Annotated in this window: 25 protein-coding genes; 3 read left to right on the plus strand and 22 right to left on the minus strand. The window is 58.8% G+C overall.

Going from position 1 to position 23,567, the window contains the following annotated elements:
- The first annotated feature begins 1 nt into the window (after position 1).
- Positions 2-823: a peptidoglycan DD-metalloendopeptidase family protein gene (locus AB7M29_RS28855; protein WP_454248545.1), complete on the plus strand. Its 822-nt coding sequence runs from the start codon at positions 2-4 to the stop codon at positions 821-823.
- A 136-nt stretch (positions 824-959) separates the two neighbouring features.
- Here AB7M29_RS28855 and AB7M29_RS28860 read toward each other — a convergent pair whose 3' ends face one another.
- The gene (locus AB7M29_RS28860; RefSeq protein ID WP_454248546.1) at positions 960-1,316 is read right to left on the minus strand and encodes a hypothetical protein; all 357 of its coding nucleotides are present in this window, start codon (positions 1,314-1,316) and stop codon (positions 960-962) included.
- A gap of 396 nt (positions 1,317-1,712) precedes the next feature.
- Here AB7M29_RS28860 and leuA point away from each other — a divergent pair, with 396 nt between their 5' ends.
- Positions 1,713-3,392, plus strand: a complete 1,680-nt coding sequence (gene leuA, locus AB7M29_RS28865) for a 2-isopropylmalate synthase (protein ID WP_050681792.1) — start codon at positions 1,713-1,715, stop codon at positions 3,390-3,392.
- A 205-nt stretch (positions 3,393-3,597) separates the two neighbouring features.
- Here leuA and AB7M29_RS28870 read toward each other — a convergent pair whose 3' ends face one another.
- From AB7M29_RS28870 to trmJ, 21 genes are all read right to left on the minus strand, one after another.
- Positions 3,598-4,389 carry an amidohydrolase gene (locus tag AB7M29_RS28870; protein ID WP_217854394.1) on the minus strand — a complete coding sequence of 264 codons (792 nt, stop codon included), beginning with the start codon at positions 4,387-4,389 and terminating at the stop codon, positions 3,598-3,600.
- Positions 4,377-5,525, minus strand: a complete 1,149-nt coding sequence (locus tag AB7M29_RS28875; protein ID WP_454248547.1) for a pyridoxal phosphate-dependent aminotransferase — start codon at positions 5,523-5,525, stop codon at positions 4,377-4,379. The genes AB7M29_RS28870 and AB7M29_RS28875 overlap by 13 nt, the downstream gene beginning before the upstream one ends.
- Before the next feature lie 223 nt (positions 5,526-5,748).
- Positions 5,749-7,218, minus strand: a complete 1,470-nt coding sequence (der, locus tag AB7M29_RS28880; protein ID WP_217854396.1) for a ribosome biogenesis GTPase Der — start codon at positions 7,216-7,218, stop codon at positions 5,749-5,751.
- A 135-nt stretch (positions 7,219-7,353) separates the two neighbouring features.
- A complete protein-coding gene (bamB, locus tag AB7M29_RS28885; RefSeq protein ID WP_032830306.1) occupies positions 7,354-8,505 on the minus strand; it encodes an outer membrane protein assembly factor BamB in 1,152 nt (383 codons plus the stop codon).
- Positions 8,498-9,139 carry a tetratricopeptide repeat protein gene (locus AB7M29_RS28890; RefSeq protein ID WP_052967495.1) on the minus strand — a complete coding sequence of 214 codons (642 nt, stop codon included), beginning with the start codon at positions 9,137-9,139 and terminating at the stop codon, positions 8,498-8,500. The genes bamB and AB7M29_RS28890 overlap by 8 nt, the downstream gene beginning before the upstream one ends.
- A 40-nt stretch (positions 9,140-9,179) precedes the next feature.
- Positions 9,180-10,469: a histidine--tRNA ligase gene (gene hisS, locus AB7M29_RS28895; protein WP_052967496.1), complete on the minus strand. Its 1,290-nt coding sequence runs from the start codon at positions 10,467-10,469 to the stop codon at positions 9,180-9,182.
- A gap of 37 nt (positions 10,470-10,506) precedes the next feature.
- The gene (gene ispG, locus AB7M29_RS28900; protein WP_007903603.1) at positions 10,507-11,616 is read right to left on the minus strand and encodes a flavodoxin-dependent (E)-4-hydroxy-3-methylbut-2-enyl-diphosphate synthase; all 1,110 of its coding nucleotides are present in this window, start codon (positions 11,614-11,616) and stop codon (positions 10,507-10,509) included.
- Positions 11,617-11,619: 3 nt separating this feature from the next.
- The gene (locus AB7M29_RS28905) at positions 11,620-12,654 is read right to left on the minus strand and encodes a RodZ domain-containing protein (protein ID WP_454248548.1); all 1,035 of its coding nucleotides are present in this window, start codon (positions 12,652-12,654) and stop codon (positions 11,620-11,622) included.
- Positions 12,654-13,412, minus strand: a complete 759-nt coding sequence (gene pilW / locus AB7M29_RS28910; RefSeq protein WP_007903601.1) for a type IV pilus biogenesis/stability protein PilW — start codon at positions 13,410-13,412, stop codon at positions 12,654-12,656. The genes AB7M29_RS28905 and pilW overlap by 1 nt, the downstream gene beginning before the upstream one ends.
- A gap of 12 nt (positions 13,413-13,424) precedes the next feature.
- Positions 13,425-14,573 (minus strand): 23S rRNA (adenine(2503)-C(2))-methyltransferase RlmN, encoded by a 1,149-nt coding sequence (gene rlmN / locus AB7M29_RS28915; RefSeq protein ID WP_007903600.1) that lies wholly within the window; start codon positions 14,571-14,573, stop codon positions 13,425-13,427.
- A 28-nt stretch (positions 14,574-14,601) separates the two neighbouring features.
- Positions 14,602-15,027: a nucleoside-diphosphate kinase gene (gene ndk, locus AB7M29_RS28920; RefSeq protein ID WP_007916882.1), complete on the minus strand. Its 426-nt coding sequence runs from the start codon at positions 15,025-15,027 to the stop codon at positions 14,602-14,604.
- A 92-nt stretch (positions 15,028-15,119) separates the two neighbouring features.
- Positions 15,120-15,320, minus strand: coding sequence for a Fe-S cluster assembly protein IscX (iscX, locus tag AB7M29_RS28925; protein WP_038981733.1), 201 nt, complete (start codon positions 15,318-15,320; stop codon positions 15,120-15,122).
- A 14-nt stretch (positions 15,321-15,334) separates the two neighbouring features.
- Complete coding sequence (gene fdx / locus AB7M29_RS28930) at positions 15,335-15,676, minus strand: ISC system 2Fe-2S type ferredoxin (RefSeq protein ID WP_008014719.1); 342 nt, start codon at positions 15,674-15,676, stop codon at positions 15,335-15,337.
- On the minus strand, positions 15,676-17,541 hold the full coding sequence (gene hscA, locus AB7M29_RS28935) for a Fe-S protein assembly chaperone HscA (RefSeq protein ID WP_454248549.1): 1,866 nt from the start codon (positions 17,539-17,541) through the stop codon (positions 15,676-15,678). Before hscA ends, fdx begins: the two co-directional genes overlap by 1 nt.
- Before the next feature lie 51 nt (positions 17,542-17,592).
- Positions 17,593-18,114: a co-chaperone HscB gene (gene hscB, locus AB7M29_RS28940; RefSeq protein ID WP_030129844.1), complete on the minus strand. Its 522-nt coding sequence runs from the start codon at positions 18,112-18,114 to the stop codon at positions 17,593-17,595.
- An 8-nt stretch (positions 18,115-18,122) separates the two neighbouring features.
- Positions 18,123-18,446: an iron-sulfur cluster assembly protein IscA gene (gene iscA / locus AB7M29_RS28945; RefSeq protein ID WP_007903589.1), complete on the minus strand. Its 324-nt coding sequence runs from the start codon at positions 18,444-18,446 to the stop codon at positions 18,123-18,125.
- A 34-nt stretch (positions 18,447-18,480) separates the two neighbouring features.
- Positions 18,481-18,867: a Fe-S cluster assembly scaffold IscU gene (iscU, locus tag AB7M29_RS28950; protein WP_003443374.1), complete on the minus strand. Its 387-nt coding sequence runs from the start codon at positions 18,865-18,867 to the stop codon at positions 18,481-18,483.
- 84 nt (positions 18,868-18,951) lie between these two features.
- Complete coding sequence (locus AB7M29_RS28955; RefSeq protein WP_052967501.1) at positions 18,952-20,166, minus strand: IscS subfamily cysteine desulfurase; 1,215 nt, start codon at positions 20,164-20,166, stop codon at positions 18,952-18,954.
- Between the two features lie 50 nt (positions 20,167-20,216).
- The gene (iscR, locus tag AB7M29_RS28960; RefSeq protein WP_007903581.1) at positions 20,217-20,708 is read right to left on the minus strand and encodes a Fe-S cluster assembly transcriptional regulator IscR; all 492 of its coding nucleotides are present in this window, start codon (positions 20,706-20,708) and stop codon (positions 20,217-20,219) included.
- A 239-nt stretch (positions 20,709-20,947) separates the two neighbouring features.
- Entirely contained in the window at positions 20,948-21,724 is a 777-nt protein-coding gene (cysE, locus tag AB7M29_RS28965; protein WP_007903579.1) for a serine O-acetyltransferase, read from the minus strand.
- Positions 21,725-21,726: 2 nt separating this feature from the next.
- Positions 21,727-22,497, minus strand: a complete 771-nt coding sequence (trmJ, locus tag AB7M29_RS28970; protein ID WP_217854398.1) for a tRNA (cytosine(32)/uridine(32)-2'-O)-methyltransferase TrmJ — start codon at positions 22,495-22,497, stop codon at positions 21,727-21,729.
- 146 nt (positions 22,498-22,643) lie between these two features.
- Here trmJ and suhB point away from each other — a divergent pair, with 146 nt between their 5' ends.
- Positions 22,644-23,462: a type III secretion system regulator SuhB gene (gene suhB, locus AB7M29_RS28975; protein WP_123358119.1), complete on the plus strand. Its 819-nt coding sequence runs from the start codon at positions 22,644-22,646 to the stop codon at positions 23,460-23,462.
- Positions 23,463-23,567 lie beyond the last annotated feature (105 nt).

Raw genomic sequence — 23,567 nt, forward strand, 5'->3', positions numbered from 1 at the left:
CATGCCGCGTTTTTTAGCTCCGCTGCTGTTGCTGTGCCTGACCTTCAACGCCCACGCCGACAGTTACATCACCCGCCTGTTGAACAAACCGGTGCCGGGTGGCGTGGCGGTGGTGGATCTGGGCAGCTCCGCCCAGGCACCCAAAGCCAGCTATCAAGGCAAACCGGTATTGGTGGTCAAGGAACAGAACAACTGGCTGGCCATCGTCGGCGTGCCGCTGACCGTCAAACCGGGCAGCCAGTCGCTTAGCAGCGGCGGTCGTAACCTGAACTTCACCGTCGGCAGCAAGAAATACCCTGAACAGCACATCACTCTGAAAAACACTCAGCAGGTCAATCCGAACCCGGAGAATCTCAAGCGCATCGAGGGTGAGCTGGCGGAGCAGATCCAGGCCTACCGCAGCTTCAGCCCGAACACCCCGAGCAATCTGCTGCTGGACAAACCGGTCAACGGACCGCTGTCGAGCAAGTTCGGCGTGCGCCGCTTTTTCAATGGCGAAGAGCGCAATCCCCACGCGGGCCTCGACTTCGCGGTGCCTGCCGGCACGCCGATCAAAACCCCGGCCGCCGGCAAGGTGATTCTGATCGGTAACTACTTCTTCAACGGCAATACGGTGTTCGTCGACCACGGGCAAGGCTTCATCAGCATGTTCTGTCACATGTCGAAGATCGACGTAAAAGTTGGGCAGCAATTGGCGCGTGGTGGCGTGGTCGGGAAAGTCGGCGCCACGGGGCGCGCGACCGGGCCGCATATGCACTGGAACATCAGCCTGAATGATGCGCGGGTGGATCCGGCGATTTTTATTGGGGCGTTTCAGCCCTAAATAGTTGTTAAGACTACCGGCCTCTTCGCGAGCAAGCCCGCTCCCACATTAGATTTTCGGCGTGCACAGAATATGTGTTCACGCCGATCAAATGTGGGAGCGGGCTTGCTCGCGAAGGCGGCCTCATTGGCACCACTTATTCCGCCTCCATATCCTCAATCCCGTGGACCTCCCTGTGCGCCAGACGCTCTTTGATCCAGGTCTGAGTCTCCTCCGAGAAACCAGCCAATTCTTCAGATGTGATCAGCTCATGAGTACACAGCCCCAGCAAGTGAGCAGGCGCCTCATTGCGTGAGTGACTGAAAACGCCAAACGCCCAATACAGCTCCTGCTGACCGGCCTTCAGCCTTTCTTCACTGGCTTCAATACGCTCATAAGGCGCCAGGCTTTTATCCAGCACCGTGCGCTCGACCTCCTCCATGATCCGGATACACATCCGCTCATGGGCTACCGGACGCAGTGCGCTATAGAGCTTCCAATCCGACTCGTTCATTGCCAACTCCTGCTTTCTGGTCGTCTGGTTGAGGCTTTAAGAATAGCTGCGTCGACCGAACTGCAATCGCCAACCTTCAATTGCGCATCGCTCAAACCTCGCGCAAACATCAATACAATCTCTGCCATTCACCGCAACAAAATCTCAATAAACTCCACTTTTCGAGTATTCCTCTCAATTTTTTTCGACTGCTTGCCATCCTTTCCCCCCGCGGTTAGGGTTGAAGGCATGAAAACCTCTCACACCCTCATTCAGCTTCGCCAGCACCGCAGCCTGTGCCTCGTCAGCGCACGACTGCCGGGCTGAATTGCGGTGCCTCGTCTTACGCTTTACCCCCAGAACATTTGATCCACCGGCAGGCCGCCTTTTTTCGGCCCACACAATAAGGATTTTCCGATGAGCATGCTCAAAGACCCGTCTTCGAAATACCGTGCGTTCCCGACTATCGATATCCCGGACCGCACCTGGCCATCGAAGACCATCACCGCAGCGCCGATCTGGTGCAGCTCGGACCTTCGTGACGGCAACCAGTCGCTGATCGAGCCCATGGACGCGGTCAAGAAGCTGCGTTTCTGGAAAACCCTGGTGCAAGTCGGCGTGAAAGAAATCGAAGCCTCGTTCCCGGCCGCTTCGCAAACCGACTTCGACTTCGTGCGTACCCTGATCGAAGACGGCCACATCCCGGACGACACCACCATTCAGGTGCTGACCCAGGGCCGTGAAGACTTGATCGCACGTACCTTCGAATCCCTGCGCGGTGCCAAGAAAGCCATCGTTCACCTGTACAACGCGACCTCCCCTTCCTTCCGCCGCATTGTCTTCAACCAGGACAAGGACGGGATCAAGGCCATCGCTGTGAACGCCGCCAAGCTGTTCGTCAAATACGCCGCCCAGCAGCCGGAAACCGAGTGGACCTTCGAGTACTCGCCAGAAACCTTCAGCGCCACCGAACTGGAATTCGCCAAGGAAGTCTGTGACGCGGTCATCGAAGTGTGGAACCCGACGCCTGAGCACAAGGTGATCCTCAACCTGCCTGCCACCGTCGAATGCGCCACCCCGAACATCTATGCCGACCAGATCGAATGGTTCGGCCGCCACATCAACCGTCGTGACAGCGTGATCATCAGCCTGCACACCCACAACGACCGTGGCACTGGCGTAGCCGCCACCGAGCTGGGCCTGATGGCCGGCGCCGACCGTGTCGAAGGTTGCCTGTTCGGCAACGGCGAGCGGACCGGTAACGTCGACCTGGTGACCGTGGCATTGAACCTCTACACCCAGGGCATCCACCCTGAACTGGACTTTTCCGATATCGACGGCGTGCGCAAAGTCGTCGAAGAATGCAACCAGATCCAGGTGCACCCACGTCACCCGTATGTCGGCGACCTGGTTCACACCGCGTTCTCCGGCTCGCACCAGGATGCGATCCGCAAGGGCTTCTCCCAGCAAAAACCGGACGCCCTGTGGGAAGTGCCGTACTTGCCGATCGACCCGGCCGACATCGGCCGCAGCTACGAGGCGGTGATCCGCGTCAACAGCCAGTCGGGCAAGGGCGGTATCGCTTACCTGCTGGAACAGGAATACGGCATCAACTTGCCGCGCCGCATGCAGATCGAGTTCAGCCAGGTGGTGCAGCGTGAAACCGATCGTCTGGGCCTGGAGATGACAGCCCAACAGATCCACGCGCTGTTGCACAGCGAGTACTTGCAGGCCAACACTCCGTACGCGCTGGTCAGCCATCGCTTGCAGGAAGAAAACGGTCACAGCGCCGTGGAAGTGGAAGTCTCCAGCAAAGGTCAGGGTGAAACCAACCTGCACTGGCGTGGCAAAGGTAACGGCGCTCTGGAAGCGCTGGTGGCCGGTCTGCCGATCCCGGTGGAAATCATGGACTACAACGAACACGCGATCGGCGCGGGTACCAATGCCAAGGCTGCGGCCTACATTGAACTGCGGGTGAATGGTGAGCGTGCGGTGCACGGCGTCGGTATCGATGAAAACATCACTACCGCCAGCTTCAAGGCCCTGTTCAGCGCGCTGAACCGCTCCCTGAGCCAGCCGGAAGCGAAAGCGGCGTAAGTTTGCGCTGCAACGCAAAAGGCCCCGGGGTGTGAACCTCGGGGCCTTTTTGTTTGCCTGGGATTTTTGTGTTGCCTGTTCTGGCCTCTTCGCGAGCAAGCCCGCTCCCACAGTGGATTTTTGGTGTACACAAAATCTGTGTTCACACCGATCAAGTGTGGGAGCGGGCTTGCTCGCGAAGACGGACGGTCAGGCAGCGAAAGTCTCAGGTGAACTCGAAGGTATCCGCATCCAGATTCGCCGGAAACCGTGCGCGATAAGCCGCCAGCTCCGCCGCGTCCAGAACGACCTTGAAGACCCCATCGGCATCGCCTGCGCTGAGCAACGTCTCGCCCTGAAAATCCAGCACCTGACTGTCACCGGTATACGCAAAGCCTTTGCCATCGGTACCGATGCGGTTCACCGCCGCCACATAGCAAAGGTTTTCGATCCCCCGTGCCGGCAGCAAACGGTTCCAGTGCTGGCGCCGGGCGCCCGGCCAATTGGCGGTGTATAGCAATAAGTCGGTGTCTTGAGGGTCGCGGCTCCAGACCGGAAAACGCAGGTCGTAGCAAATCAGCGGCCGCACACGCCAGCCCTTCAATTCGAACTGCACCTGACGCTCGCCCGGAGTGAAATGGTTGTGCTCGCCCGCCATGCGGAACAGGTGGCGCTTGTCGTAGTGCCACACCTCCCCATCCGGCCGCGCCCACAACAGACGATTGCGATGGCTGCCGTCAGCCACCTGGACGATGATGCTGCCGGTGATCACCGCATCCAGTTTCGCCGCCTGAACCCGCAGCCATTTACTGGTAGGGCCATTTTCCGGCTCGGCGAGGGTTTCCGATTCCATGGAGAAACCGGTGGTGAACATCTCCGGCAGGATGATCAGGTCAGCGCCGCGAGCCTGTTCCAGCAAGGGTTCGAAATGCTGCAGATTGGCCTGACGATCATGCCAGGCCAGGGTGGTCTGGATCAGCGCAACATTCAGATTAGGCAGAGCACTCAGATCACGCATAGTTTTGCCGCTGCTTCACGCAGGGTCTCCTCGCGTTTGGCAAAGCACAGGCGCACCAGGCGCTGGCCGACCGGTGGAGTCTGGTAGAACACCGAGATCGGGATGCTCGCGACGCCATGCTCGCGGGTCATCCACAGCGCCATCTCGACGTCATTGAGGTCCGGGCGAATCTGCGAGTAATCGACCAGCTGGAAGTAAGTACCGGCCACGCGGGTGAAACTGAAGCGCGACGGTGTCAGCAGATCGCAGAACAGATCGCGCTTGGCCTGATAGAAATCCGGTAATTCTTCGACGTGTTCCGGGTGCTCGGCCATGTAATCGGCCAAGGCATATTGCAACGGCGTCACGCCGCAGAAACTGACGTACTGGTGAACCTTGCGCAGCTCCGCGGTAAGGGCTGGCGGTGCCACTACATAACCGGTTTTCCAACCGGTGACGTGGTAGGTCTTGCCGAACGAACTGACCACAAATGCGCGTTGATAGAGCTCTTCGTGGGCCAATACGCTGACGTGAGGCACGCCGTCGAATACCAGGTGCTCGTAGACTTCGTCGCTGATCACATAGATGTCGCGGTCGCGGATCAACGCCGCCAGTTGATCCAGCTCGGCACGGCTGATCAGTGCTCCGCTGGGGTTGTGCGGGGTATTGAGGATAATCATCCGCGTGCGCGGCGTAATGGCCTCAGCGAGCTTCTGGAAGTCGATGGCAAAGTCTTTCAGGCCCAGTTGCACATGCACGCAACGGCCACCGGCCAGCTCCACCGAAGGTTCATAACTGTCGTAGGCCGGATCAAACACGATGACTTCATCACCGCTGTGGATCACCGCCTGAATGGCGCAGAAGATTGCCTGAGTCGCGCCGGGGGTGACCGTCACTTCATTGTCAGCATCGACATGGGCGCCGTAGCTGCGGGCGATCTTCGCCGCAATCTGCTGACGCAACACCGGCAAGCCAGTCATCGGCGAATACTGGTTGTGGCCAATGGCGATATGCCGACCGACTGCATCGCGCAGGGCCTGCGGGCCGTCGAAATCGGGAAACCCTTGAGACAGATTGATCGCCCCGGTTTGCGCCGCGAGCTGAGACATCTGCGTGAAGATAGTGACGCCGACATTCGGCAGCTTACTGGTGATCATCGGTGATTCCCTGGCTCTACACCCGGCTCTACGACGGCACGGGAGAGCTCGAGAATAGCCCAAACGGCGCCCATAAAAAAAGGCGCATAAAGCGCCCTTTCTGTAACCCGATCCTGTGGGAGCGTGGCTTGCCCGCGATAGTCATGCCGCGGTGTCACAGGTACCCCGCGTTATCGTTCATCGCGGGCAAGCCCGCTCCCACAGGAACCGGGTTAGCCATAAATCAACGCTTGTCGCGGCGCTTCTTGTCGGCTTTCTTGTGGTGCGACATCATCCGACGCTTCTTGTTGACCTGACGGTCGGTCAGCGAGTTCTTGTTGCCTTCATACGGGTTCTCACCGCCCTTGAACTCGATGCGGATCGGAGTACCGACCAGTTTGAGCACGCGACGGTAGGTGTTTTCCAGGTAACGGACGTAAGACTTCGGCACCTTCTCGATCTGGTTACCGTGAATCACGATGATCGGCGGGTTTGCACCACCCAAGTGGGCATAACGCAGCTTGATCCGGCGGTTGTTGACCATCGGTGGCGCGTGCTCGCCAACCGCATCTTCCAGAATCTGGGTCAGGCGGTTGGTCGGCCAGCGGGTGACCGCGGACTTGAACGAGTTCTGTACCGAGGCGTAGAGGTTGCCTACGCCAGTGCCGTGCAGGGCCGAGATGAAGTGGATGTCGGCGAAGTCGACGAAGAACAGTCGACGTTGCAGCTCGACCTTCACGAAGTCGCGCTCGCTCGGCGTCATGCCGTCCCACTTGTTGATCGCGATGACCAACGCACGACCGGCTTCAAGGGCAAAGCCCAGCAGGTTGAGGTCGTGGTCCACCACGCCTTCGCGGGCGTCCATCACGAAGATCACCACGTTGGCGTCTTTGATCGCTTGCAGGGTTTTGACCACGGAGAACTTTTCGACTTCTTCGTGGATCTTGCCGCGCTTGCGCACACCGGCGGTGTCGATCAGCGTGTACTTCTCTTCGTTACGTTCGAACGGGATGTAGATGCTGTCGCGGGTAGTGCCGGGCTGGTCATAAACGATGACCCGGTCTTCACCGAGCATGCGGTTGACCAGGGTCGACTTGCCAACGTTCGGACGGCCGATGATGGCGATCTTGATACCGTCTTTTTCGCTTGGGCCAGGAATGCGCTTGGCTTCCTCACCTTCGGCAACGATCTCTTCTTCGCCTTCTTCCGGTTCTTCGTCGTCTTTCGGGAAGTCGCTCAGGGCGATTTCCAGCATCTGGGTGATGCCACGACCATGAGCACCGGCGATCGGAATCGCGTGGCCCATGCCCAACGGGGCGAATTCGGCGCGGGCCATTTCAGGGTCGATGTTGTCGACCTTGTTGGCAACCACGTAAGAACGCTTGTTACGCTTGCGCAAGTGCTCGGCGATCATCTGGTCGGCCGCGGTGAAACCGGCCTTGGCATCTACCAGGAATAGAACGACATCCGCTTCTTCAATGGCCAGCAGCGACTGCTCGGCCATTTTTTCGTCCATACCGTGCTCGTCACCGGAGATACCGCCGGTGTCGACCAGAATGTAGGAACGCCCTTGCCACTTGGCCTCACCGTACTGGCGATCACGGGTCAGACCGGACAAGTCGCCGACGATGGCGTCACGAGTCCTGGTCAGGCGGTTGAACAAGGTGGACTTGCCGACGTTCGGTCGGCCCACCAGGGCGATTACGGGAACCATGCGGCTCTCCACTTCGTTATTTCAGAAAATACAAAAGCCGCTGCGAGGCAGCGGCTGGTGCTCGGGGCAGCGCCTGTTAGCGCTGCGAGCCCCGCAGAACGGGGCCGCTTGGGGGTTAAACCCCAAGCATAGTCTTTACTTAATGGTCAGGGCTTCCAGTTTGCCACTGTTGCCATACAGATAAATCGTGTCACCCACCACCAGCGGACGGGCACGCAGGCCGTCACTGTCGATGCGCTCGCGGCCGACGAAACGACCATCCACCTGACTCAGCAGGTGCAGGTAACCTTCCATATCACCGACTGCAACATAGCTGGAGAACACTTCCGGAGCCGACAGTTGACGGCGGGCCAGCGAATCGTTGCTCCACAAAGCCGTGGTAGAACGTTCGTCGACGCCTTCAACGGTGCCTGCGGACAGGCTCACGTAGACGCTGCCAAAACCCTGAGCAACGCCGGCATAGCTGGAAGCATCACGCTGCCAGAGCTGACGACCGCTTTCCAGGTCCAGTGCCGCGACACGACCCTGGTAGCTGGCGACATACAGTGTACCGCCGGACAACAGCAAGCCACCGTCGATATCGACCACACGCTCCAGTTCCGAACGACCTTGTGGAATCGCTACGCGTTGTTCCCATACCGGCACGCCGTTGGAAACATCCAGAGCGACCACTTTACCGGTCGACAGGCCAGCCACCGCGAGGCGGTTGGTGACGATCGGTGCGCTGGTGCCGCGCAGGGTCAGAACCGCCGGCGTGCTGTCATACAACCAGCGCTGGTTGCCGGTAGCGGCATCCAGACCGATCAGACGGTCATCCTGGGTCTGAACCACAACAACGTCACCGTTGGTGGCCGGCGGCGCGAGCACTTCACTGGTCACGCGAGCGCGCCATTTCTCTTCACCGCTGCTGGCGTCCAGAGCAACGATTTCGCCCTTGAGCGTGCCGATCATGACCAGACCGTAACCCACGCCAACGGCGCCGGAGACAGGCAGTTCGAGATCTTTCTTCCATTTGACGTCGCCATTGCTGCGATCCATCGCCATCACCACACCGGTGACGTCGGCGGCATAGATGGTATCGCCATCGATCGCCGGAACCAGCATGTTGTAGGTTTCGCCCTGACCGTCACCGATCGAACGACTCCACTGCTTTTGCAGAACCACTTCTTCTTTGAAGTCGGTCAACTCGGCCGGTGGCAATTCTTTTTTGCTGTTGCTGCTGCAACCCGCGGCCAATATGGCCAGAGCCAGCAATGCTGCATGTTTCCAACGGATCACGTCACGCATCCCCTTTGGCCAGGTCGTCCAGCTTGATTTGTAGGCCACCGACCGCCGCTTCATCCGACAGTGCCGCCTTGGCTTTTTGATACGCCGTGTTCGCTTCGTCGGTACGACCCAACTGCACCAGCAGGTCGCCTTTGAGTTCTTCGCGAGTGGCCAGGAAGGCTTTGTCGGCATCGCCTTCGAGCAGTTTCAGGGCTTCATCGACCTTGTTCTGCGCGGCCAGTACCTGCGCCAGGCGCTGACGAGCAATTTCGCCGAGTGCCGGATTGGCCGGTTTAGCGACAATGGCTTTCAGTTCGCTGGCTGCGTCGTCCAGCTTGCCGCTGTCGACCGCGACTTTCGCCACGAACAGGCTGCCGTATTGCGCGTAAGCGGTGCCGCCGAACTCAGCGTTGAGCTTGCCGGCCAGATCCGAAACACGTGCAGCATCAGGCTTGCCATCAGGCGTCAGCGTGGTTTCAAGCAATTGCTGATAGAGAATCGAGGCGCCTTGCGACTGATTGCTCTGATACTTCTGAAAGGCCTGCCAGCCGAACACGATGACCAGCGCCAACAGGCCGCCAGTGACCAGGGGCTTGCCGTTGCGTGTCCACCAGTCCTTCAACTCCGCCAGATGTTCGTCTTCGGTACTCGACACCCCAATACTCCTTAATCGCTAAATCGGCTGTTTGACAGCTTCAACCCTGCACGACGCAGGTGGCCAGGTGTGCAGCAAGCGCATCCCAGGCAATGCTTTGTTGTTCGCCCTGGCCACGCAGGGGTTTGAAACCTACCACTTGCTGGGCCATTTCGTCCTCACCGAGAATCAATGCGTACAGCGCACCGCTCTTGTCGGCTTTCTTGAACTGGCTTTTGAAGCTGCCGGCGCCGGCATTGACTTGCAGGCGCAGGTTGGGCAATTGATCACGAACACGTTCGCTCAGGGCCAGACCGGCCAGCTCGGCGGCTTCACCGAAGGCGCAGAGGTAGACATCGACCTGACGGGAGATTTCTTCAGGAATCTGCTCCAGGGTTTCAAGCAGCAGCACCAGACGCTCGATGCCCATGGCGAAGCCAACGCCCGTGGTCGGCTTGCCGCCCATCTGCTCCACCAGACCGTCGTAACGACCACCGGCACACACAGTGCCTTGGGCGCCCAACTTGTCGGTGACCCATTCGAAAACGGTCTTGCTGTAGTAATCCAGCCCGCGAACCAGCTTCGGGTTGATTACATAAGGAATGCCGGCGGCGTCCAGACGAGCCTTGAGGCCCTCGAAGTGCACGCGGGACTCTTCGTCGAGGTAGTCGGCCATTTTTGGCGCGTCGGCCAACGCCGCTTGAGTGTCAGGATTCTTGGTATCCAGAACCCGCAGCGGGTTGGTCTTCAGACGGCGCTGGCTGTCTTCGTCCAGTTGATCCAGGCGAGCGGACAGGTATTCGACCAGTGCTTCACGATAACGACCACGGGACTCGCTGGTACCCAGGCTGTTGAGTTCGAGCTTGACCGCATCGCGGATACCCAGCTCGCCCCACAGGCGCCAGGTCAGCACGATCAACTCAGCGTCGATGTCCGGACCGTCGAGGTTGAAGACTTCGCAACCGATCTGGTGGAACTGGCGATAACGACCTTTCTGTGGACGTTCGTGACGGAACATCGGGCCGATGTACCAAAGTTTCTGCACCTGACCGCCGCCGGTGATGCCGTGCTCGAGCACCGCACGCACGCAGGCCGCCGTGCCTTCAGGGCGCAGGGTCAGGGAATCGCCGTTGCGGTCATCGAAGGTGTACATCTCTTTTTCGACGATGTCGGTCACTTCACCGATGGAGCGTTTGAACAGCTCGGTGAACTCGACGATCGGCATGCGAATCTGCTTGTAACCGTAGTTATCCAGCAAACGCGAGACGGTGCCCTCGAAATGACGCCACAGGGGAGTCTGTTCGGGCAGGATGTCGTTCATGCCACGAATGGCTTGCAGAGACTTGCTCACTTAAAATCCTTAAATTCGTTCGGCTCTTTAGTCAGGGTCAGCCGCGAGCGATTACAGCTGCGTCGGCTTCGACCTTTTCGGCCGCTTTCTGGCGGATCAAGCGTTCAAGCTCATCCACCAGATTGTCATTAGTCAGTTTCTGCGACGGCTTGCCGTCGATGTAAATCAGGTTTGGCGTGCCGCCGGTCAAGCCGATATGGGCTTCCTTGGCTTCGCCCGGCCCGTTGACCACGCAACCGATCACCGCGACATCCAGCGGCACCAGCAGGTCTTCGAGACGCCCTTCCAGCTCGTTCATGGTTTTGACCACATCGAAGTTCTGCCGCGAGCAGCTCGGGCAGGCGATGAAGTTGATGCCACGGGAACGCAGGTGCAGGGATTTGAGAATGTCGTAGCCGACTTTCACTTCCTCGACCGGGTCGGCCGCCAACGAGATGCGAATAGTATCGCCAATCCCTTCGGCGAGCAGCATACCGAGGCCCACGGCGGATTTCACCGTGCCTGAACGCAAACCACCGGCTTCGGTAATCCCCAAGTGCAGCGGCTGGACGATTTCCTTGGCCAGCAAGCGGTAGGCGGCGACAGCCATGAACACGTCGGAGGCTTTCACGCTGACCTTGAAGTCCTGGAAATTCAGGCGCTCGAGGTGCTCAACGTGACGCAAGGCGGACTCGACCAGCGCAGCTGGAGTCGGCTCGCCATATTTCTTTTGCAGGTCTTTTTCCAGGGAGCCGGCGTTGACGCCGATGCGGATCGGAATCCCGCGATCACGGGCAGCATCGACCACCGCACGCACGCGGTCTTCACGACCGATATTGCCCGGGTTGATCCGCAGGCAATCCACGCCCAGTTCGGCTACGCGCAAAGCGATCTTGTAGTCGAAGTGGATGTCGGCCACCAATGGCACTTTGACCAACTGCTTGATCTTGCCGAAGGCTTCGGCGGCGTCCATGTCCGGCACGGAAACCCGCACGATATCGACGCCAGCGGCTTCCAGACGATTGATCTGGGCCACGGTGGCGGCCACGTCATTGGTGTCGCTGTTGGTCATGCTCTGCACAGCGATAGGCGCATCGCCGCCCACGGGCACGTTGCCGACCCAGATCTTGCGGGATTCGCGACGTTTGATTGGAGATTCGCCGTGCATGACTTATTGACCCAACTTCAGGCGAGCAGTCTCGCCACTGGTGAACGGAGCGACATCGACCACCTGCCCGTTGTAGCTGACCTGCGCACCACGGGCGAAGCCCAGACGCACGGTAAAAGGCGGTTTGCCGCTGACAGTAACATTTTCGCCTTTACGCTTGAGACCACTCAACAGCACCTTACCCGTGCCATCGGTTACTTGCGTCCAGCAATCGGCGGTGAATTGCAGTTGAACCTGGCCTTGGCCGGCCACCGCGGCTGCTGGAGCCGGGGCCGTCGGAGCAATCGGTGCAGTAACAACCGGTGCCGGTACAGCGGGAACAGCGGGGGCTGGTGTCGCCGGCGTCGTCGGTGTCGCGACAACCGGAGCAGTGCTGTGGGTTGCAGCCGCAGGTGTTACTGCTGGAGCCGCTGGCGCTGGAACCGCTGCGCTCGTTTCGGCACTGACTGGCTCCTCGGCCGAAGTCTCGGACTGAGGCAGCGCAAGAGGCGTTTCACCTTCAACCTGACCTTGTGCAACGGCCTGGTCTTCCGGCTCGTCCAGTGGATGGATCTGGGTGGTGCCATCGGCGCCTTCGACTTCAACGTGTTCCGGAGCCAGGCCGGTCAGGTCCTTGGTGCGCAATGAGGTTTGATCCTGCCACCAGACAAAACCACCGCCAATCACCGCGAGCAGCAACAGCAGGCTGACAATTCGCAAAATGGTGTGGGAAACCCGAACCGGCTCTTCGATACGCCCCAGGCTATGGACGTTGCTGCCTTGGGAATCGGTACCGGTGGATTGGTCGAACTGCTGGACCAGAATGGTTTGGTCCATGCCGAGCAATTTGGCATACGCGCGAATATAGCCACGGGCAAAGGTGTGCCCAGGCAGCTTGTCGAAAGCGCCGGCTTCCAGATTACTCAGGGAATTGACGGTGAGGTTGAGCTTGAGGGCCACTTCGGCCAGCGACCAGCCATTGCTTTCGCGGGCCTGGCGCAAAGTCTCACCGGGGTTAACGCGATTCGCTGCTACAACTTCGGGATGCGCCGCTTTCATCATTGCTCCGACAGGTATTGCTGATATTCCGGCGTACCGGGATAGAGTCGTTTTAATTGCAGGCCAAAACTGGCGGCCTTGTCGCGATCTTCGAACACTTTTGCCAGCCGAACGCCGAGCAATAGACTACGTGCATTTTGTTCGGTGAGCAGGCTAAAACGGTCGTAATAGTCACGCGCGGGCACATAATGCCTGTCTTCGTAAGACAACTCAGCCATTTCCAGCAATGCACGTGGCTGTTGGCGATTCAAACGCAGGGCTTTTTCCAGTTGCTGACGGGCCAGATCACGCTGGCCAAGCTTTGAAGCGGTCATGCCCAGGTTTTCGAAAACCCGTGAACGCTCAGGATACAGGGTATCGGCGGCGGCCTGTTCGAAGCGTTCGTAAGCCTCTTTGTAACGTTTCTCTTCGAAAAGAAAACTGCCGTAGTTATTCAGGATTCGCGCATCGGCGGGACGAGAAGACAGTGCCTTGCGAAAATGCTGATCGGCCAGTTCCGGCTCCATCTCGGCCTGGAACACCAGCCCCAGGGCCGCGTTGGCGTCAGGATCCGAGCTATCCAGGTCCAAAGCCTTCTTCAACGGGACTTTGGCGCGCTCGGTCATGCCCTGCTGCAGATACCCCAGGCCCAGCTGCACGTAGGCGGCACGCGCTTCATCACGGCCCTTGCTGGTCTTCATCGGGTTGAAATCGCCCGACAGGACACAACCAGCACAGAGGCTGGCCAACAGCACAAGCAGCGCGAAGCGCAGGGACATAGAGATCCTCTCTTAATTATTGTTCGCGGCGTTTGTTGCGATATCGTTTTCGGCGCTCAATTCGCGCACGGCGATATAACGTTCGCTGCGACGGGTGCGATCCAGCACCTGCCCTACCAATTGGCCACACGCGGCATCGATGTCTTCACCGCGGGTGGTGCGTACGGTGACGTTGAAGCCTGCATGGTGAAGCTGATCCTGGAAACGGCGAATCGCGTTGTTGCTCGGGCGCTCGTAACCGGAATGCGGGAACGGGTTGAACGGAATCAGGTTGATCTTGCACGGGATGTTCTTGAGCAACTCGATCATCTCAACGGCATGTTCAACCTTGTCATTGATGTCCTTGAGCAAGGTGTACTCGATGGTCAGCACGCGCTTTTCGCCCAGGGACGACATGTAGCGCTGGCACGACTCGAGCAGCATCTTAAGCGGATACTTCTTGTTGATCGGCACCAATTGGTTACGCAATGCGTCGTTTGGTGCGTGCAGCGACAACGCCAGGGACACATCGATGTGCTTGGACAGCTCATCGATCATCGGCACCACGCCCGAAGTGGACAGGGTTACGCGGCGCTTGGAGATCCCGTAGCCCAGGTCATCCATCATCAGATGCATGGCGGCCACGACGTTGTCGAAGTTCAGCAGCGGCTCACCCATGCCCATCATCACCACGTTGGTGATGGCACGGTCGGCGGTCGCCGGGATGCTGCCGAACGATTTATTGGCAATCCACACCTGACCGATCACTTCGGCGGCGGTGAGGTTGCTGTTGAAACCTTGCTTGCCGGTGGAGCAGAAACTGCAATCCAGGGCACAGCCTGCCTGGGACGAAACGCACAGAGTGCCGCGTTTGCCCTGGGGAATGTACACGGTCTCGACGCAGCTACCGGACGCCACGCGCACCACCCACTTACGGGTGCCATCGGTGGAGATGTCCTCGCTGACCACTTCGGGGCCGCGGACTTCAGCAATGGCCTTGAGCTTGTCGCGCAAGGCCTTGCTGACGTTCGTCATGGCGTCGAAATCATCAACGCCAAGGTGGTGAATCCATTTCATTACCTGACCGGCACGGAAACGCTTCTCCCCGATTGAGTCGAAGAATTTTTCCATTTCCTGTTGAGTCAGACCCAGCAGGTTGGTTTTTACAGTCGATGTAGTCATGGATTCACCTTCACTCTTAAGCCAATGCTTAGCGAGTGGTTACTTCAGTAGCTGCGAAGAAGTACGAGATTTCGCGAGCAGCAGCGGCTTCGGAGTCCGAACCGTGTACAGCGTTGGCGTCGATGGAATCAGCGAAGTCAGCGCGGATGGTGCCGGCAGCAGCTTCTTTAGGGTTGGTAGCGCCCATCAGCTCACGGTTCAGAGCGATAGCGTTTTCGCCTTCCAGAACCTGAACGACAACCGGACCGGAGATCATGAAAGCAACCAGGTCGCCGAAGAAACCACGAGCGCTGTGCTCAGCGTAGAAGCCTTCAGCTTCAGCTTTGGACAGTTGCTTCAGTTTCGAAGCTACAACGCGCAGGCCAGCTTTTTCGAAACGAGTGGTGATCTCGCCGATAACGTTTTTTGCAACAGCGTCAGGCTTGATGATGGAGAAAGTACGTTGAACAGCCATGGTGTAACTCCAGAAACGGTAATTTGCGAAAAATTAAACCCGCGAATTATACGCGGGTTCTTTGGTATTGCCTAACTGCGTACGGTGCAGATTCAGTCTGCTTCTTCGATCCAGGCGGCCTGAATGGCTTCAAGCACCTTCTCGCCACCGCGGGTTGGATCATCACTGAACTCCGGCAATGCCAGCACCCATTTGTGCAGATCGACGAAGTTCACGTAACGCGGATCCACTTCCGGCTTGGCTTCAGCCAGCTGGATCGCGATTTCAAGCACATCAACCCATTTCAGACTCATGTCGGTTCCTTGAATCAGTGCGGCGCTTCGGCTGCATGGTTGAGCGAGTATTTCGGAATTTCGACAGTCAGGTCTTCAGTCCCGACGATCGCCTGACAGCCTAGACGCGATTGCGCTTCCAGACCCCAGGCCCGATCAAGAAAGTCTTCCTCCAGCTCGTCAGCCTCTTCCAGCGAGTCAAAGCCTTCGCGGATGATGCAATGGCAGGTAGTGCAAGCGCAGACGCCGCCACAGGCGCTTTCCATCTCAATATGGTGTTCGTGGGCCAGTTCGAGAATGGAAATACCGGGCTCAGCCTCTACAACCATGCCTTCCGGGCAGAACTTCTCGTGTGGCAGAAAAATGACCTGCGGCATCAGTTATCCTCGATTTCATTCAGGTTGCGCCCCGCCAGAGCGGCTTTCACCGTCGAATCCAGGCGGCGGGCAGCAAAGGCATCGGTCACCTGCGACAGACGCTTGGTCTGCTGCTCGATGGCGTAACCATCGGTGCCTTTCATCAATTCGGTCAGTTCCTGCATTTGCAATTCGATGACCATGCGCTCTTCGGCGTCGAGCAGGCGTTCGCCGTCAACCTCCAGAGCACCCTGCACCGCTTCGATCAGGCGCTGGGCATCGACCTGCTGCTCACGCAATACGCGGGCGACTTTATCGTCGTTGGCGTGCTGGAACGAATCCTTGAGCATTTTGGCGATTTCGCCGTCGGTCAGGCCGTAGGACGGCTTGACCTGGATGCTGGCTTCGACGCCCGAACCCAATTCGCGGGCCGAGACACTGAGCAGACCGTCGGCGTCGACCTGGAAGGTCACGCGAATCTTCGCCGCACCGGCCACCATCGCCGGAATACCGCGCAATTCGAAGCGTGCCAGGGAGCGGCAGTCGCTGATCAGCTCGCGCTCGCCCTGCAATACGTGGATCGCCATGGCCGACTGGCCATCTTTATAAGTCGTGAAGTCCTGGGCGCGGGCGACGGGGATGGTGGTGTTGCGCGGAATCACCTTCTCCATCAGGCCGCCCATGGTTTCCAGCCCCAGGGACAACGGAATCACGTCGAGCAACAGCAGTTCGCCGCCGTCACGCTTGTTGCCGGCCAGGGTATCGGCCTGGATCGCGGCACCGATGGCGACGACTTGATCCGGATCGATTTCGGTCAGCGGTTCGCGACCGAAGGCGTGCGCAACAGCTTCACGGACGCGAGGCACGCGGGTCGAGCCGCCGACCATGACCACAGCGTGAACGTCCTCCAGCTCGATGCCGGAATCACGCACCGCGCGGCGGCAGGCTTTCAAGCTGCGAGCGACCATCGGCTCGATCAGCGCATTGAAGGCTTCGCGGGTCAACTCGGCCTTCCAGTCACCATAAGCGACTTCGACGGACGAGCAATTGGTCAGGGCTTCTTTGGCCGCACACGCGGTTTGCAGCAGATTACGTTGCGTACCCGGATCGAGATCGGCCGACAGACCGGCGCTCTCGATGATCCAGCCAGCAATAGCATGATCGAAGTCATCACCACCCAGGGCGCTGTCGCCGCCGGTAGCCAGCACTTCGAACACACCGCCGGTCAGGCGCAGAATCGAAATATCGAAAGTACCGCCGCCCAGGTCATAAATCGCGACCAGGCCTTCGGCGTGCTGATCCAGACCGTAAGCGACCGCGGCGGCGGTTGGCTCATTGAGCAAACGCAGCACGTTCAGACCGGCCAGCTTGGCCGCATCCTTGGTGGCTTGACGCTGAGCATCATCGAAATAGGCCGGAACGGTGATCACCGCGCCAACCAATTCGCCACCCAAAGTCGCTTCAGCACGCTGACGCAGCACCTTGAGGATATCGGCGGAAACTTCGACCGGGCTTTTCGGGCCTTGCACCGTGTCGATGAACGGCATGTGCGACTCGCCGTCGACAAAACGGTACGGCAGCTGATCGCCCAATTGCTTGACGTCGGACAGACCACGACCCATCAAGCGCTTGACCGACAGCACGGTGTTCAAAGGATCGGACGCGGCGGCCAGTTTGGCCGACTCGCCGACTTCGACGTGATCGGCGTGATAGCGCACGGCAGACGGCAGGATGACCTGCCCTTGCGCGTCGGCCAGAGGCTCGGAAAGACCACTGCGCAACGCAGCGACCAGCGAATTGGTAGTGCCCAAGTCGATCCCCACAGCCAGACGACGCTGGTGCGGTTGAGGACTTTGGCCGGGTTCGGCGATCTGCAGTAGGGCCATCGTTATCAGGACTTATCTGTATATCAGGCGTGCGACCGGAGCGGCACTGGGTTAATCGTCGAGGCGCTCTTCTAACTGGCGCACTTCGTAGGTGAGCTTGTCGAGGAACTGCATGCGCCGCATCAGGCGTTCGGCCTGTTCACGTTGCGCTGCATCATCCCAACAGGCTGCGAAGCTTTCGTTCAGTTCATCCTGCGCGGTCTTCAGGCGACGCTTGAACACTGCAACACCCGCCAGGTCGGCGCTGTCTTGCAGGTCTTCGAGCTCTTCACGCAACTCCATCTGTTGCAGAAGAAACTCCGGATCATGCACCGTGACCTCCAGCGGCAGCTCGCGACCGCCCATGGCGAGCAAGTAGCGCGCGCGTTTGGGGGGGCTTTTGAGCGTCTGGTAGGCCTCGTTGAGACTCGCGGATTGCTCGAGCGCCAGCCGCTGCTCACGCTCGGAAGCGTCTGCAAAGCGGTCCGGATGAACACCGCGCGCCAACTCACGGTAGCGCGTGGCCAACTGCTCAAGATCCAGACGGAAGCTCGGCTGCAGTTCAAATAAAGCGAAATGACAAGGAGTTCCCACAAGCAGCCTCAGATGTTGAAGCTTTCGCCGCAGCCACATTCACCGCGCACGTTGGGGTTGTTGAACTTGAAGCCTTCGTTCAACCCTTCCTTGACGAAATCGAGTTCGGTGCCGTCCAGGTAGGCGAGGCTTTTCGGGTCGATGATCACTTTCTCGCCGTGACTTTCGAACACTTGATCCTCTGCCACTACCTCGTCGACAAACTCCAGCACGTAGGCAAGGCCGGAACAGCCTGTGGTGCGAACACCCAGACGAATCCCTTCACCTTTGCCGCGCCCGTTGAGGGAGCGTCGCACGTGTTGAGCAGCCGCTTCTGTCATGCTGATAGCCATCGGTGACTCCTTACTCGTCGCCAAATCTTGAAAGTCAGATCAAGCCTTTCTTCTGCTTGTAGTCGCGAACGGCCGCTTTGATAGCGTCTTCAGCAAGTACGGAGCAGTGAATTTTTACTGGCGGCAGAGCCAGTTCTTCGGCCAGCTGAGTGTTTTTGATGGTCTCTGCTTCATCCAGAGTCTTGCCTTTCATCCACTCGGTTGCCAGGGAGCTGGAGGCGATCGCCGAACCGCAACCGTAAGTCTTGAACTTGGCGTCTTCGATGATGCCTTGTTCGTTGACCTTGATCTGCAGGCGCATCACGTCGCCGCACGCCGGAGCGCCGACCATGCCGGTGCCGACATCAGGATCTTCCGCGTCCATCTTGCCGACGTTGCGCGGGTTCTCGTAGTGGTCGATGACCTTTTCGCTGTAAGCCATGATTCTTAATCCTCACTCATCAGAGAGTCGCTCTTAAGCCCTGCGAACCGTAGTTTTACAGGGCCGGTTTGCGGCGACTTGAAATCAGTGTGCCGCCCACTCGATTTTCGAAATGTCGACACCGTCTTTGTACATGTCCCACAGCGGCGACAGAGTGCGCAGCTTGGTAACGGCCTCGCAGACTTTCTGCGCGGCGTAGTCGATTTCTTCTTCGGTGGTGAAACGGCCGAAGGTAAAGCGAATCGAGCTGTGTGCCAGTTCGTCGTTGCGGCCCAGGGCGCGCAGTACATACGAAGGCTCAAGCGATGCCGAGGTGCAGGCCGAACCGGACGAAACCGCCAGATCCTTGAGCGCCATGATCAGCGACTCGCCTTCAACGTAGTTGAAGCTCAGGTTCAGGTTGTGCGGTACGCGGGCGGTCATGCTGCCATTGACGTACAGCTCTTCGAGGCCTTCGACCTGCTTGAAGAAACGGTCGCTCAGGGCTTTGATGCGTACGTTCTCGGCAGCCATGTCTTCCTTGGCTACACGGAAAGCTTCGCCCATGCCCACGATCTGGTGGGTCGCCAGGGTGCCGGAACGCATGCCACGTTCGTGACCGCCGCCGTGCATGGTCGCTTCGATGCGAACACGCGGCTTGCGGCTGACGTACAGTGCGCCGATGCCTTTAGGGCCGTAGGTTTTGTGGGCAGAGAACGACATCATGTCGACTTTCAGTTTCGACAGATCGATCTCGACCTTGCCGGTGGACTGAGCAGCGTCGACGTGGAACAGAATCCCCTTGGAGCGGGTCAGTTCGCCGATGGCCGCGATGTCGTTGATGGTGCCGATTTCGTTGTTCACATGCATGATCGACACCAGGATGGTGTCGTCGCGCAGGGCAGCTTCAACCATCTCTGGAGTAACCAGACCATCTTCGCGAGGATCGAGGTAGGTCACTTCGAAACCTTCACGCTCCAGTTGGCGCATGGTGTCGAGGACAGCCTTGTGCTCAATCTTGGTGGTGATCAGGTGCTTGCCTTTGGTGGAGTAGAAATGCGCCGCACCCTTGATTGCCAGGTTGTCGGACTCGGTGGCACCGGAGGTCCAGACGATTTCACGCGGGTCGGCGTTAACCAGGTCAGCGACCTGACGACGAGCGTTCTCGACGGACTCTTCAGCTTTCCAGCCGAACACGTGGGAACGGGACGCCGGGTTACCGAAGTTTCCGTCGACCAGCAGGCATTCACTCATCTTTTGCGCGACACGTGGATCAACCGGGGTCGTCGCAGAGTAATCAAGGTAAATCGGCAATTTCATGGACTATCTCCTAAATCAGGCTGGCTGGCGTGCCGCTAGCTCTTTGGCTGTCATTCGACGGCGGACGCTTCAATCTTGTCCAGGCGTGGCGCCTTGCTGTTGCAACGACGCTGGTCCTGACGCTGGGCTACTTCTTGCACCTCACGGCGAGTTACAAGGTCAGCCAAGCTGATACCGCTCAGAAATTCGTGAATCTGCAGGCTCAGATCGCACCACAAGTGGTGGGTCAAGCAGGTGTCGCCTTGATGGCAATCACCTTGGCCCTGGCATTTGGTTGCATCGACCGATTCGTTAACCGCATCGATCACCTGGGCGACCTGGATGCCCTGCATGTCTCGGGACAGCTGGTAACCACCGCCTGGACCGCGAACACTGGAAACCAGATTGCTGCGGCGCAATTTGGCAAAAAGCTGCTCGAGGTAGGACAGGGAGATGCCTTGGCGCTCGGAGATATCGGCCAGGGACACCGGCCCGTGCTGCGCGTGCAACGCCAGGTCAAGCATGGCGGTCACGGCGTATCGGCCTTTTGTAGTCAGTCGCATGGACAATTACCACGGAGTTCGGAATGGGGCGAGTATGCAATTCCCGAGTATTTAAGTCAACTATAAGACCTAGTACTTTACTCAGGTTTACCCGCAAAAGAGCGCGCGCATCATAGCAAAGGCTGACCGCGTACAGCCAGCAATTGCGCGCTATCGTTCTTCGCGGGCAAGCCTCGCTCCTACATGGGTTGCGCGAATCCTGTAGGAGCGAGGCTTGCCCGCGAAGACACTGACACGGTCTAGCTGGCCTGGCTCTGATCCTTGTCCTTCACACAGGCAAAGTCTTCTTCGCGCAGTTCAGGCAGATCTTTCGCACAGTAATTGCTGCCCAGGTCCTTCAGCGCCCCGCACATCCCTTCAAGTCGACCATCTACAGCCTGCAGATGATCGAGCAACTGGTTAATGGCTCGGGCCACCGGGTCCGGCATGTCTTCACCAACACCGTAGGCATCGAAACCGATCTTCTCGGCCATGGCCTTGCGCTTGGCGTCCTGCTCTTCATCTGACTTGACGATGATCCGCCCCGGAATCCCTACCACCGTCGCCCCGGGCGGAACCGCCTTGGTGACCACGGCATTGGAACCCACCTTGGCTCCGGCACCCACCGTAAACGGGCCGAGCACCTTGGCGCCCGCCCCGACCACCACGCCGTCTTCCAGAGTCGGGTGACGCTTGCCCTTGTTCCAGCTGGTGCCGCCAAGGGTCACGCCTTGATACAGGGTGACATCGTTGCCGATCTCAGCGGTCTCACCGATAACAATGCCCATGCCATGGTCGATAAAGAAGCGACGACCGACCTTGGCACCCGGATGAATCTCGATCCCGGTCAACCAGCGACCGAAGTTCGATACCAGCCGCGCCAGCCATTTCCAGCCCATGCCCCACAACGCTGACGACAGGCGATGGATCCAGATGGCATGCATGCCCGGGTAGCACGTCAGAACCTCAAAAGCATTACGCGCCGCTGGGTCACGATGGAAAACACTTTGGATATCTTCACGCAAACGCTCGAACATCATTAATCCTTCCGCTTTAGAAGCTCACCACGGGCCGCCTTCTGGGTTTCCGTGAGGATGCCACGCAATATATTCATTTCCGCCCGACTGACCGAGCTGCGTCCGTACAACCGGCGCAGACGCGCCATCAAGTGCCGTGGTTTTTCCGGGTCGAGAAATTCGATGGCCACCAGCGTCTGCTCCAGGTGTTCATAGAATCGCTCCAGCTCATCCATGGTCGCCAGCTCACCACTTTTGGTGGATGCCACTTCATCCTTCTCGACCTTGCTCGGCTGACCAGCAGCCGCCAACCAGGACATGCGCACTTCATAGCTCAGCACCTGCACCGCCGCCCCAAGGTTCAGCGAACTGAACTCAGGGTCTGATGGGATGTGCACGTGATAATGACATCGCTGCAGCTCCTCATTGGTCAGGCCGGAATCTTCACGACCGAACACCAATGCGATCTCGGCACCCTGCTCCGCCTCCTCGACCACCTTCACACCACATTCGCGGGGATCGAGTAACGGCCAGGGAATGCGACGATCACGAGCACTGGTACCGAGCACCAGATTGCAGCCGACCAAGGCATCTTCCAGGGTGGCGACGACCTGAGCATTTTCAAGGATGTCACCGGCGCCGGACGCACGTGCATCGGCCTCGTGATGCGGGAACAACCGCGGTTCGACCAGCACCAGCCGCGACAGGCCCATGTTCTTCATGGCACGCGCAGCCCCGCCGATATTCCCGGGGTGACTGGTATTGACCAGGACGACACGAATGTTTTGCAGCAAGGGAGGCGCTCTCGAACACAGAATTAGGGAGCAGAATCTTACAGTTCATCCTACCGTTAAGCTACGAAAGCGAACACCGACCTTCACCTGTAGAAACTTTCTGATAGAATGCCCGGCTTTCTTTAACAACCTTAGGTGACACATCCATGCAGCCCATGCTGAATATCGCGCTGCGCGCCGCCCGCAGCGCCAGTGAATTGATTTTCCGCTCCATCGAGCGCCTGGATACCATCAAGGTCGACGAAAAAGACGCCAAGGATTATGTATCCGAAGTGGATCGCGCCGCCGAACAGAAAATCATCGATGCGCTGCGCAAGGCCTACCCTAATCACTCGATCATGGGTGAAGAAACCGGCATGCACGCCGGTAGCGGCATCGAAGGCGAAGAGTACCTGTGGATTATCGATCCACTGGATGGCACCACCAACTTCCTGCGCGGCATTCCTCACTTCGCTGTCAGCATCGCCTGCAAATACCGCGGTCGCCTGGAACACGCCGTTGTTCTGGACCCGGTTCGCCAGGAAGAATTCACCGCCAGCCGTGGTCGCGGCGCCCAACTGAACGGTCGTCGCCTGCGCGTCAGCGGCCGCACCAGCCTGGACGGCGCCCTGCTGGGTACCGGCTTCCCGTTCCGCGACGAGCAAATGGACAACCTCGACAACTACCTGGGCATGTTCCGCGCCCTGGTAGGCCAGACCGCCGGCATCCGCCGCGCTGGCGCAGCGAGTCTGGACCTGGCCTACGTGGCTGCCGGCCGTTTCGATGCATTCTGGGAGTCGGGCCTGTCCGAATGGGACATGGCTGCAGGCGCCCTGCTGATCCAGGAAGCTGGCGGCTTGGTGAGCGACTTCACCGGCGGTCACGACTTCCTTGAGAAAGGCCACATCGTTGCCGGTAACACCAAGTGCTTCAAGGCAGTATTGACGGCGATCCAGCCGCACCTGCCAGCTTCGCTTAAGCGCTAAACGCAAAAGCACCTCAAGAAAACGCCCCGACTTGTTCGGGGCGTTTTTTTTGCGCAGAAAAAGACGAAAAAGACTTTTCCCACCAACACGAGACCGGGAATAGGC

It is taken from the genome of Pseudomonas sp. F-14 TE3623, assembly GCF_053629015.1.